Below are 12,468 nucleotides of genomic sequence, written 5' to 3'. Positions count from 1 at the left end.
GGATATCATTTCGCGGTCTTAAATCCTAGGTGGTACACCACACCCGCTTTGACCTGCAAAAAGTCGATGGTAAAATCATTGTCGAGGTAGTAGTACCTAAAAATGCTTTCCAAGTTTTCGTAGCGGGTTCCTTCTTTATTAACCTCTTCGGGGTAGAACATATAGTTTGCCGATAAGCGGAAAGAAAGGTTGCCATATTGATAGGCTAGTCCAGCTCCACCGAAAAAACCAACCATCACATCTTCCCGTTGGATGTCACGATCAACAAGATCTGAAATATCGTCACGACTAAGCTCTCCCACTGCCGAAGCCAAAAAGGAGACCTGTCCGCCTGCAGTAACGAAGGGCTGTAATTTGGAATCAAGAAAATAATAATTCAGGCTCAACGGTATATCAAAGTAGTTCAGGTCTTCACTGTAAGAAATGGTCCTTCCCTCTACATTGGGTACAGAATTGGAATAGGAAGATCGCCGAAAGCTCAATCCCGAACCTACCCAAAGCTCCATCCAAAGTCGGTATTCAGCTGTAGCGCCAATTTGAAAACCTACCTCTGATTCATAGTTGGCTAATCCGGGTGTATCATCATCGGTAACAATAGAATAAGTAGCCGATGCCTCGACGGAAGTACTATTGATTCCACCAGTCAATCCCGCCCTGAATGTCACTACCGGCTTGTACTTCTCAAAAAGTGCGATCATCTCGGCAGGATCGCGCAATTTGTCCGCCTTGTAATTGGGATTGATTTTTATGATGGCTTCCGCCGAGGCATCGGCACTTTCCAAATCATCAATTTCGAAGTAGGCTAGTATCAAAGCTTTGTGAGCCGTGATCTTGTCTTCTGACGAGAAGTTGCAGTTCTCAAGGGCATCTTTTAATAGATTGATAGCCTCATCATTTCTCCCCTCTTCTATCAATAGTCCCGCATCTTTCAGTTTTGTCATACAAGGACTGTTCTGCGCAATCATCGTGTGAAACAGGAATATTCCAACTGCAATTGTTATAGTTCGATATAGATGTAGTCTAGTCATGCTGTTTTACTTATTCTTTTTCAATAAAAGTTTCTCGCTCTGCCGCAGTCAATTGGCGACTCACCAAACTTTCCAGCTGGTTGATCCAATCTTGATTTCGAACGGGGTATTCTTTGAGTTTACGGTCTGAGGTAGCAATGATGATCGCTTTTTTTACAGGACAAAAAGCCACTGCTTCGATCGGTCTATTGTCTCTAACTTCAATAGGCAATGCGGTAGGATTGCTCAATTGATAAATGAAAACCGCTTTTGCACTGGTGCCTACAATCAAGAGGTCGTCACCCTCAATTAGTTCCAGGAATTTAATGCTTCCTACATGTGGAATTTGTGCGATTTGGCCTCCGCTTTTTGAAAGAAGTTCAACAATTCCGTCAGAGTACCCTATGGCTATTCTGTTTCCGCTTGTAGAAGAAGAAAGAGTTTCAGCGCGAACGCCACTCCGAGAAGAAAAATCCATTTTCCTCTTATCGTTAAGCTTAAACTTTAATGTCTTTCCACTTTCTAAGGCAATAAGAAACTCATCTTTGTTTCCAAGTCTCGTCAAGTCTCTCACTCGAGAACCTAAATCGTTTGAATACACTTCAGAATTCCCGTCCCATACTTTGATGAGTCCATCCCTTCCTCCTGTGATCAATTGAGCACCATCAGCCGTTTTCGCCGCACCTCTCAAAAATCCCTCATGTCCGCTGAGAACAGTTCCTTCTGAAGTCTTGATGTTTAAATTTTGTAAACCGATCGCATACGAAAGGTTAGCACTAAGGAAGACAGCTGAGTTGAGCTCCTCTCCTGCCTTGAGCTTCGTTTCGGAGACAATTGTAGTGTAGTCATTGTTTACATTGAAGGTGGTAAACGAGCCTTCTTTATCTATGACAGCAGCCTTTGATCCAGCAACACTCATTGCCACGACACTGGTATTTAATTGTTTTTTGATAGGACTGTAGGAACGATCTATATTCTCCAGAGCTCTTTGTGCTGATGCGTAAAGGGATGGATTGTTAGGGTCTCCCCCATTTTCGCGAGCCAGTTTAAATGACTCAATGGCCAGAAGCGCTGCCAACTCAGGATCTGCGGTAATTTGGGCCGACTGATATGCCACGTTTTCACTCAAGGCTATCATGCGCAAACGGTAGGCCTCATCTCTTGCGGAGTCAGCTTTTTGTTTTTCTGTAAGTGCCTCAACCGTTTTAAGGTCGGCCAATTCCTTCTGCTGAAGGGCTTTTTCTCGCTCAGTCATTGCCAGAGCTGCGGCCAATTCAGCTTTATTTCTCTCTTCGCTGGCAAGACTTTCTTGCTCAGCCGCTATTTTAGCTTGACGCTCGGCCCTTGCGGCCTCTTCTTCCGCGGTGAGTTGGGCCTCTTCAGCCAATTGAGAAGCTTCTACTGCACGCTCTTTTTCCGTTTCAGCTCGCGCTTTTTCGTTCAATGCCTCCTCACTTTTTGCCTGAGCTTCCAGTGATTTTTCAGTAGCGATATTTGATTGGTAAAGTGCCCAAGCAGATAGGCTAGTAACCACCACTACAAAAACCAATACGGCCGCCCGAACCAATAGTGAGCGTCGTTTTTTGGCTGCTACCTCTGCCGCTTGCCGGTCGTGACTTTTTTCCAGAAAACTCATGGCATCAGAATACCCTGAATGATAAAGCGAACCCCAGGCATCATTTGGCTTTTGGCGCGCTTTCCAATCTTCAGCCAGTTGCAATTCGGGATCTCTCCAGAGCGCGGCGGCACCTTCTTTATGCAAAGCGGCCGCTTCTGAAATGCGCACATAAAGTGCAGCAGAATCCATCTCCTCTTCCGTCCAGTTTTTGAGGCGTTTCCAACCGCGCATTAAGCTTTCGTGGGAAATATCGAATATGGTCGAGTCATTTACTTCGGCCGTCTCACCAGGCGATACAAAACTTCTTCCTGACTTTCTGAAAGGATTTAAAGCCGATAGTATATGGTCGCTCGAAGCTTCTGTCACTTCTATTAATTGACTAAGGCTCATAGGTCTTCTCACCCCACGACTTCCTTCCGCCTTCACGGTTAATGCTTTAAATATTTTTGCAGCAAGCTTCTGCTGATCTTGACTTAGCTCATTAAAAGCTTCGTCGGCATGGGTTGACAATGCTTGATTTATGCCTCCCGTTTGGTCGAGATGTTTCACATCAATTGGTTCACCCGTCACTCCTGCAGATTGCCAAACATCATAAGTTCGCATTAAAGCATGCTGCAAAATGGGCAGTCGGTCGGAGTCATTGCCCATCTCCTGAACCACTTTCTGCACCACACGAGGGGAAATTCTACCTTCGGCTAATGCTATCGGGCCCGTAATGACCCGCTTGATTTGCTCTTCGCGCATTCGCGGAACTAAATAATGACCATCATTAATGGCTTCGGGTAAGCCCGCGAAGCGCACACAGTCTCCTAAAAAGTCAGATCGAAGTGTTAGAATGAGATAAATCGGAATATCGCGCTGACGCATCGTATCGACCAAAGTCTGCACAAAATGATTGTACACCTGCATGGCGTCTTCAGATGCGTCGGTAGTAAATCGAAAAACCTCTTCAAATTGATCAACAAGAATTAAGAGTCGCTCATTGGATTCCATGATTCCACGCATGGCCTGAACCAACCCCAAGGAACTCCTCTTGATCAAAGTCAGCGTTTTATCCTCGTCTAAGCTTTGGAACTTACCAGAAACAGATTTGGAAAGATTTCCAAGTGGGTCATTCCCTGGCTTCATCGAAACAATATGCCAATTGGGAGACTCGTCATTCTCGTTTTCGGAAGCTATCGAAGGCAAAACACCTGCACGAATCAAAGAACTCTTTCCAGTTCCAGAAGTGCCGACTACTGCGACAAAGTGATTGGATTCGAGCTTTGCTCTGACATCAGAAACGTGTTCTTCCCTTCCGAAAAACAATTGACTCTCATTTGGGTCGAAAGCTCGAAGACCGACAAATGGATTGGAATTCCCTTCCATCAAATTAGCGTGAGTGGTAGATTGGTTTTCCACCAAAATAAAAGAATTCTCCTTACCTGAGAGCTCATTCGATGTATTATCTCTTGTTTCCACAAGGCAAGTATGGGAAAAGAAATCCCTAGTACAATGCTGTGCTTAATAAGTGGCGAAGTTCATTTAACAAGTGGAAAGAAGAAGCAAAACACCACTAGCACAGGCAGTTCAGACTCCAAGTACCGAGAGGAAATCTTCCTTTTTTCTGCGAGATACGGCTACTATACTTTTGTCTGAGAGTACTACGTGGCCTCCTTCTCCTCTCACGTAATTGGCCACGTGATTCAAGTTCACAACGTGACTATGGTGGACCCGAAAAAAGGAATGATGTTTTAGTGACTCCTCATAGAAACCCAGGTTCTTACTCGATACTTTCTTTTGTCCACCTGCAAGATGAAGGGTAGTGTACGGTCCATCCGATTCAAGACGAAGAATGTCTTCAATTTCTACCAAAATAAGCCCTTCTTGGTTGGGGATAACCAGTTTATTTGATTTGACTGACTGCTGATCAACTTTAGGAACCTTTTGAGCAATACGTTTTTCAAAGCGACGAAACGCTTCTCTCAATTCTTGCTTTTCCACCGGCTTGAGCAAATAATCCAGCGCAGAGTGCTTAATTGCTTCCAACATATATGTTTCATGGGCGGTGGTAATGATCACCTCAAAGGAAATCTCACCTATGGCCTGCAAGACGTCAAATCCTTTTCCATCGCCTAGTTCCATATCGAGAAATAATAAGTCTGGAGCTGAATTCCGAATACCTGTGATAGCGCTCGATACCGAATCGAAAACCGCCGCCACTTCAATATCGAATTCACCTCCCTTCAGTAGGTCTGAAAATGCCTCTGCAGATAATGAATCGTCTTCTACTATAACGGCTTTATACAAGTATTTCGCTTTTAGACAAAAGCAACAAATATATAACTGTAAGTCAAAATGGCTCTTTCTTATCCAAATCTATGGAACCAAAGCCCGATGAAGAAATCTAAACTGTCCTTATCAATGTGATAGCTTATCCTGATGTTCTCATTGATCCAGGGCTCAGTTTTTCAAAAATTTGCCCACAAACTGATCATTTCCTTGAACCCATTCAATTAGGTAAGCACCTGTCTGTAAATGTGATACATCTATCAGGTTATTTGGCTTCGCAGTTCGAACGATTTCATCGATTAATCTACCTTCTAGCGTATAAATGCGAACTAGAGCAGGCGTGCCATTTTGAAGTTGACCCGAAATCTGAATATTGTCTACAGCCGGATTGGGGTAGATCAAAAGATTGCTGCGATTGAATGAGCTCTCAAATAATCCAAGAGGTAAGGACAGATTGGCTATGAAGAAGTCAGAAGTGAATTCACCCGAGTTGACTAGAGTGGTCTCACCTAATGTTATTTCACTACTACTAAAGGCTCCCGAAATCAATAAATCACCACTAGGTAATAAAACGGCAGGAGTGAAATAGTCTTGATCATCACCCCCATAAGAAAAACCATCGGTCACATCTCCTTCGCTGTCTATTTCAAGTAATAAGCCGTCGTATGAACCTGATTCTCCTCCTTGATTCTCAAAAACTTCACCACCAATTTCTATTGTGTTGGAGGCAAACGACGTCGATAGAAAAAAGGTATCCCCATCTCCTTCGAGAAATAGAAGTTCACTGTTAGCGCCAACCTCAGGAGCAATTAGTTCTTTTACAAAAGCCAAATTACCCCCATCATCGTACTTACTCGCTGCTATTGCACCTGTTTCAAAACTCTGATCTCCAATTTCAATTGGATCATATGCATAGGAAACTGCCATAACCCCCCCATCTGAAGTTGTTTTTAGAACAGCCTCAGCTTCATCGCCTAAACTCGCTTCACGAACCAACCATTCACCTACTCCGTCTAAATCAAGTTTGGCTATCCATCTATCAAAATTGCCCCCGATCACAGGATTGTCATTAGTCACCGTTAATCCACCTATGGAAAATTCCTCTCCAGACCAATACCCTGACATGAAATAACCACCATCATCAGCTGGCTCCGCTACCACAAATTGATCTAGCTCAACAGAGCCAAACCTATTGGCCCAAACGAAATCATCATTTACGTCAAGTTTTGCGGCAAAAAGATCCAGACCAGCACCTCCGTCTGAAAACAAACTGATCTCGTCAAATTGAGCCTCACCAATAAAGTTTCCCGAAACCAAAATATTGCCATCAGAAAGGAGCGTTAAGTTTGCGTTAGCCACAGAGCTAGCATCACCTGTGAGCGTTTTGCTCCAGATGCCGTTGCCATCTTGATTGATCTTAACAAGTATGCTCGTATCGCCTGCACCTGGCAAATGATTGAGGGTAAGACCTGCAAATTCAAATGAAAGTGGAAGATCCGCCACGAAAGGAACTACAAAAATCAGGACATATGAAAACCCTTCATCATCGACCGTAAAGTCACGCACTGCTAAAAATACAGTGCCAGGATCGCCGAGGGGGTGAATCCATTGAGGCTCTCCCGATGGACTCAGTTTACCAAAGAATGAATCCAAGAAAAGCGAACCTTGGGGTTCGAGTAGGACATCACCAATCATTACATTTTCACTCCCACTGTAACTTCCTGAAATGAAAATATTGCCTGAGTCATCTGTCTCCATTTTATTTATGCTCTCCGACCCTTCACCTTGAGAAGTCAGAGAAACTGACCAGGAGTTTACTTGTCCCTGAACGGAGAAAGCTAAAATAATTGCAAAGCCTGTTGTGATGTAGAATAGTGGATTTTTCATGTTCTGATTTATTAAAATTGACCCATGATATCTGTTTGAATCAAGAAGGGTTTATTGATTTCTGAAAAAGTGTATTGTGTGCATGTTACTAGGTAACCATCAGCTAATTCTAGGATATCGGTTCCTATGGCGGGCACTCCCAAAGATGGGCTTTGAATCCATTCGACGGCTAAGTCAAACCTCAACTTTACCAATAAAATTCGGTAGTCAGATGGAAAGGTTTGATCGCCTACAACATTGCATGTACCCAAGAGCACGTAACCACCATCTCTGGTTCTTTTAACCGTTTTGATGTAGCCACCTCCGGGAAACGAACTGATTACAGTTGCCGCAAGACTATCGGCTTCGCTACTCGTTTGAAAAACCGATATTTCAGTACCCACGCTGAAGAGATCCATACCGTTCGCAGAAAAAATACCTGCGTCCTCATTGTTACCGGCGGCGCACCAAATAGAACGGCTTAACTCAGATGACGCAACCCCTGATGGATAGTTTCTGATATTACCCTTTGTCACGTAGCTGTTGGTTTCTTCTATGGTCTCTCCATCTAAGGTGATATTCATGACGAAATAATTCATGTCGGGATCAGGCGGTGATAGCTTTCCGTGTAGGTGAATTTGAGTCTGATCATCCTCATCAATGCCAATTTGAAAAACTGAACCCGGATGACTTAGGCTCGCATTAATATCAGTATAAATCTCATCACTAATCATTTCTAAGCTCGAAGTAAAACGAAGTAACCGAGGCACCAGATCTTGACCTTGTCCTGGAATAACGGGCACAACTACGGCTATCTCCGCATTCTGTCGTTGAAGTCCATCTATACTTCTCCTGCTCTCCAAAAATTCAAAAATTCTGGTTTGCGCTGTGAAGGTTACCTCTTCCAAAACCTGAGCATCAGGACTTATGAGCACCAAGGCGGCCATTTCAGGAAAAAGATCTCCAGAGAATCCCAGTACCAGTATATTTCCATCTGCCAATGCTATTACTTTCCAGCCTTCATTCAGTGATTCGGGGAGATCCAATTCCCAAATAAAATCACCTTCAGGTGAATAGCGAAAGAGTTTACTCGGTAGGCTATCGTTGGATTGACTATCATCCAATGGCAGAGTTAAAGTAACGGTGGAACCGTCTGGCAAGAAGGAAGTATTTCTGGATATGTACGATGCATCCGTATCAATAACTTTTATTCTTTTTATATCCGAAGGTCCTTCCGAAGATTCTTTGGAACACGAAAACAAGGAAATTAAAAGAATCAGCCATATGTACTTCAACAACCTCATTTTAGCCAAAGAATTGAAAGTTGTGGTTTGGTTCCAAAGCTCATTGAAGTTCCTGCAGCTACGATCTTACCATCAGATGTTTTATCCAAACACGAAATGTAATTGAAGACTTCTCTTTGTAGGTAGGAATAGCTGGCTATTTGTCCTGTGGTGTTTAGCTCGTAAATAAATGAGTATCTCGGGTTGTTATAATTCGGATTGAATCCCGTAAGTCCGGGAGTTTCGTCTTGAAGCAGGCTTCCAAAATCGGCATTACCAACCCCTATATGAGAACCATCCCGTAGTTTAATAATCCCTTCACCAAAAAAAGGACTGATTCCAGGCAAATAGTTCTCTTCTAAAAAGTCAATTTGATTCGAATCGAGAAATTGACCCTCATTTGAGAAATTAAAAATTAACGTCGGTTCTGAATTTTGATCTGATCCGTTCGAACTAATTAAATAGCTAAAGGAGCCGTTTAAGTTTTTAATCAATTCTCTGCCAACCGGAAAAGGGTTCAAAAATAAGTCGCTATTAGAGATAGGAGTATTCACAAACTCTTCTGATACTAATTCGCCCGAAATTGAGTATTCGACTAAAAATATAGAACTAGATACGACTTGACTATTCGACCTAAAATACCCTCCCAAATAATAGCCCCCATCTATCTCCTCTAGACCCGAAAAACCTTTTGTACCTCCGCCGAAAGGAGTATAGATAGATCTGAAAACGACATCACCGGCTGGAGTGATTTCTGCGAAATAGCATCGATTATCAGAACCCAAAGTGATGCTTCCGTACAAAACATAATTTCCATTTGAATTAAGCTGTACCCCAAAAATCTTGAATGAGGATGTATTCTCATTTGTGAAATTTTCAATTTCGGAAATGACACTTCCCGACTTATCTATTCGAAGGATGCGAAGATTATTGTCTCCATTTTGAATGAAAAATGTAAACACGCCATTTTCATGGATGACTTTGCGCAAGTAGCCTTCGGCAGAATAATTGGTGGTTTGAATTCCGAAGTTCGAAGATGCATTTACTGTCCATTTTTCCACACCTTGATTGTCTGTCAGTTTAAGGTAGGAAGTGTCCGCGTTAGTCGTATAAACCAATAAAATAGAACCTTCCCCAGCTACCATTCCATTTACGGCAAATATTTCTTCATCTTGAAAAACCTTGATTTTCTGAACAGAATTTTCCGATGGGGCAACTTCGTCTTTTGCACAAGAAAGCCATAGAAGTGAAACAGTCAAAAGAACAATCGGATATTTGAGTATTCTGTGCATTTCACAATGTCTTCGCAAAAGCAAGTTATTGAAATTTGAGGAAAGCCGTGTGCTCATTTGAGGTCAAGAATAGCAAGTCGTATTGAGTTTGCCAAGAATTCGTTAACAACTGGTAAGGTTGACTATATAAGTGGCAACACTCGCGGTAAACAAAACAAACATCGGGCAGATCAAAGCGCAGATGACCTCAAAAGTATGTGAAGAATGAGTGTGGACTGAAATCTGCATAAAGCTTTGGTTCATTATCGTCGTTAGGTATTTTGCTCTCAAAGGATCCACTTCAGCTATCGCTGCTTTAAACATTCACTGCGCAAAGTGAATGGAGTCAGCAGAACTCAAAAACAAACCTTTATCAGGCAGAAAATAGTATTTGTTATAGCTTTACCCTCCTTGAAATCCATCGCCAAAGAACTCATCCGTTTTACCCGAGAATACAGCCATCTAGGCTTTCTCACCTCTATGAGCTTGCTTTTGGCAGGACTGGTCGCTTTCAATTTCACGTATGACTTTGAAGATTCGGTGATCGATTCTTACACGGGCTCTTGGCTAAAAGGGCTCTGGATGTTTTTGTATGAAGGCATTCCCTACCTCATCACTGTTGGCTTGCTGGCTATTTTCGGTTTAAAAAAGGACTGGATCAAAAAGCCGGGATTCTGGGTTCATTTCTCGATCGGTTTTGGGATACTTGCCTTTGATAGATCATGGTATCTCTGGCCTCATGTCAAAGATCTACTGGACCCCTCTGAATCAAGATTCATCTACAAAAACCTATCAACTGTAAAAGGTCTTCTCGCTGTCGTACTACCACTAATAGTCTTATACCCCATTTTAGAACCCAAAGGTAAAACAGAGTTTTATGGCTTGCAGTTCAAAGGGTTCACTCCTCGGCCTTATTTCAGTATTCTGGCAGTGGCGTTGGTATTCATTTTCATCGGTGGATTCTTCAGTGATCTACAAGAATATTACCCCCGCTACCTCAAAAGCGGCGGTAGCGTTTTCGCTCTGCACAATGGCATTCCCGAATGGAAAGTAGTAGCGGTTTACGAATTCTTTTATGGCCTCGATTTCATTTCTACAGAACTGATTTTTCGGGGATTTCTCATCCTCGGCATGCACAAGTATTTAGGCCCCTATGTGGTTTATCCCATGGTGGTAAGCTATTGCGTCTTACACTTTGGCAAGCCAATGACAGAGGCCATCTCTTCCATATTTGGCGGGTATATTTTAGGAATCATTGCACTGTATCACCGCAATATTTGGGGTGGTATCATCATTCACGTCGGCGTAGCTTGGGGCATGGAAATAATCGGCTATCTGCATCGCGTACTGTGAAAGTCGGCATGGAAAATGGAGTGTTAATCAAATAATATTTTGCCATACCACCTTTTCTCGGCTAACTTTGAATCAACCAAAAAGACCTCATGAAAAATCTGATTATAGCACTCTTAATTATTGGCTCTACCCTTTCAGGAAAAGCCCAAGACACCATCTTCTTCGCTCCAGAGGGATTTCCGGTTTTTACCTGGATGGATGCCGAGACATATTCTGTTTTCACGAAAGTAGATACGGCTGACCTCACCCTTGAGACGGCTTACTACCTCGATCGCTCCTTGAAACGCCAATGCACTTACGCCGACTACGGCAAAAACATCAAACACGGCAAATGCATCGAGTATTACGAAGGAGGAAAAACTTGGTATCAGTCCGAGTATAAAGAAGGAATCAAAAACGGAAACATCATTAGCTTCCACCCCAATGGCAAAATGAAGAGACAAGATTTCTACCGCAATGACACATTGATTTCGGGTTGGAACTACAACGAAGATGGAAAGCGGGTAAAGCCCTACCCATTTGAGGTGCCTCCAGGTCCGCAAAAAGGACAAGATGCTTTCTTGGCGGAAATCGGGAAGCTGCTGAAACTGACTGAAGAAGAAAACGAAGATGTGGTCACCGTTGACGTTGAGTTTTGGATCACACGCGATGGAGATATCCGAGCAACTGAGGCCAAATCAGAAAATGCCGAAGCAGCAAAAATGGTGGAAAAAGCTTTTTCCAATTTGTACTCATGGAAATCGGGATTGCGCGATGGAGAGCCTGCTGTTTTTCGGGAGTTTATGACGATTTATCTCGATCCTGAAGTAGCATCAGGACGCAAGTAAAAGCTTTTCGTTTTGTGCAGCCCGTATTATTGAACGATTAGTTTCTGACTGAAAATACCGTTACCTCCTGTCATCACCACTGTGTAAAACCCCCTTTCTAATTCAGAAATGGAAACGGAAGAAACTCCGGCAATCTGATTCTTTTGAAGAACCACTTTTCCACGTGCATCGAAAATTCTCAATTCGTCAATCTGCTTATCCCAAAAAATACTCTCTGAAGCGGGATTGGGGTAAATCAAACCATGATCGACTTGTTCAACTTCATCCGTGCTGAGGATGAAACACGGACTCCCACCGACTCCGTAAACCAATTCACCATTTTCGAGAAAGCACTGAAATCTAGCTTCATAGGTAGGGAGTATGACGAAATTAGAATTACCTATAAGATCTGATGCAGAACCGACAGGACCGATACCTTCAATGATCGGCGCAGTAAATAAACCGAATGAAAAAGCCGAAAAAACAGGATTATAGGTTGGAGATGTGTATACAACCCGCCTGTTTTGAATAGGTGATTCAGGAATTTCCATCCAAAAATCAACTGAATCAACTACCACTTCGAATAGCAGCACATCTTGAGGCTCTTCGCCGGGAAAGGTGTATCCATGGTCTTCCTCTTCTTGAATAGTCCATACATCTCCCGATTCAGCGCCAAAATCGAACAACATATGCCACTCCTCACTTTGCAAGGAATAGCGCCATACCGTATCGCTCTCATAGCGCAGGTATTCCGTGCGTACGTCCGCTTCATTCCATCCCTCTTGAATTTCAGTTCTTGTTAACACGGCGGCTTCTTCACCACCAATTGTTTCTTCTCCGACAACTGCATAATGTATTGTTCCGCAATCAATCGTGGTAAGACAAAAGACCCTGTAATACCACTCCTGTCCAGGCTGGAACCATTCGACTTCGTCTTGTGCAAAGCCTTGAAAAGAAAAAAGGATGAGTAAAAAAGTAGGAAGCCGTTTCATA

General features: G+C 43.0%; 9 protein-coding genes. 2 read left to right on the top strand and 7 right to left on the bottom strand.

Annotated features, from left to right (window positions below):
- Window positions 1–5: 5 nt before the first annotated feature.
- From O3Q51_13530 to O3Q51_13505, 6 genes are all read right to left on the bottom strand, one after another.
- Window positions 6–941 carry a porin family protein gene (locus O3Q51_13530; protein MCZ4409836.1) on the bottom strand — a complete coding sequence of 312 codons (936 nt, stop codon included), beginning with the start codon at window positions 939–941 and terminating at the stop codon, window positions 6–8.
- A 97-nt stretch (window positions 942–1,038) separates the two neighbouring features.
- Entirely contained in the window at window positions 1,039–4,086 is a 3,048-nt protein-coding gene (locus O3Q51_13525) for a hypothetical protein (protein MCZ4409835.1), read from the bottom strand.
- 108 nt (window positions 4,087–4,194) lie between these two features.
- On the bottom strand, window positions 4,195–4,914 hold the full coding sequence (locus O3Q51_13520) for a LytTR family DNA-binding domain-containing protein (protein MCZ4409834.1): 720 nt from the start codon (window positions 4,912–4,914) through the stop codon (window positions 4,195–4,197).
- 153 nt (window positions 4,915–5,067) lie between these two features.
- Window positions 5,068–6,783 (bottom strand): T9SS type A sorting domain-containing protein, encoded by a 1,716-nt coding sequence (locus O3Q51_13515; GenBank protein ID MCZ4409833.1) that lies wholly within the window; start codon window positions 6,781–6,783, stop codon window positions 5,068–5,070.
- 11 nt (window positions 6,784–6,794) lie between these two features.
- Window positions 6,795–8,057 (bottom strand): hypothetical protein, encoded by a 1,263-nt coding sequence (locus O3Q51_13510; GenBank protein ID MCZ4409832.1) that lies wholly within the window; start codon window positions 8,055–8,057, stop codon window positions 6,795–6,797.
- A 5-nt stretch (window positions 8,058–8,062) separates the two neighbouring features.
- Window positions 8,063–9,337, bottom strand: a complete 1,275-nt coding sequence (locus tag O3Q51_13505) for a hypothetical protein (protein MCZ4409831.1) — start codon at window positions 9,335–9,337, stop codon at window positions 8,063–8,065.
- A gap of 390 nt (window positions 9,338–9,727) precedes the next feature.
- On the opposite strand from O3Q51_13505, the gene O3Q51_13500 reads away from it, so the two are divergent.
- Entirely contained in the window at window positions 9,728–10,669 is a 942-nt protein-coding gene (locus O3Q51_13500; protein ID MCZ4409830.1) for a CPBP family intramembrane metalloprotease, read from the top strand.
- A gap of 89 nt (window positions 10,670–10,758) precedes the next feature.
- Window positions 10,759–11,496: a hypothetical protein gene (locus tag O3Q51_13495; GenBank protein ID MCZ4409829.1), complete on the top strand. Its 738-nt coding sequence runs from the start codon at window positions 10,759–10,761 to the stop codon at window positions 11,494–11,496.
- A gap of 26 nt (window positions 11,497–11,522) precedes the next feature.
- Here the strand turns inward: O3Q51_13495 and O3Q51_13490 are convergent, their stop codons facing one another.
- On the bottom strand, window positions 11,523–12,467 hold the full coding sequence (locus O3Q51_13490; protein MCZ4409828.1) for a T9SS type A sorting domain-containing protein: 945 nt from the start codon (window positions 12,465–12,467) through the stop codon (window positions 11,523–11,525).
- Window position 12,468: the final 1 nt, after the last annotated feature.

The organism is Cryomorphaceae bacterium 1068, assembly GCA_027214385.1.
In the GTDB taxonomy this organism is placed as follows: Bacteria; Bacteroidota; Bacteroidia; order Flavobacteriales_D; family Cryomorphaceae; genus JAKVAV01.
Note: the sequence above shows the minus strand (reverse complement) of the source record. Positions and strands in the feature narration are given on the sequence as shown.

Coding starts and splice junctions, on each gene's coding strand:
- O3Q51_13530 (MCZ4409836.1), bottom strand. CDS start 941: ATGACAAAACTGAAAGATGCGGGACTATTGATAGAAGAGGGGAGAAAT.
- O3Q51_13515 (MCZ4409833.1), bottom strand. CDS start 6,783: ATGAAAAATCCACTATTCTACATCACAACAGGCTTTGCAATTATTTTA.
- O3Q51_13505 (MCZ4409831.1), bottom strand. CDS start 9,337: ATGCACAGAATACTCAAATATCCGATTGTTCTTTTGACTGTTTCACTT.
- O3Q51_13495 (MCZ4409829.1), top strand. CDS start 10,759: ATGAAAAATCTGATTATAGCACTCTTAATTATTGGCTCTACCCTTTCA.
- O3Q51_13490 (MCZ4409828.1), bottom strand. CDS start 12,467: ATGAAACGGCTTCCTACTTTTTTACTCATCCTTTTTTCTTTTCAAGGC.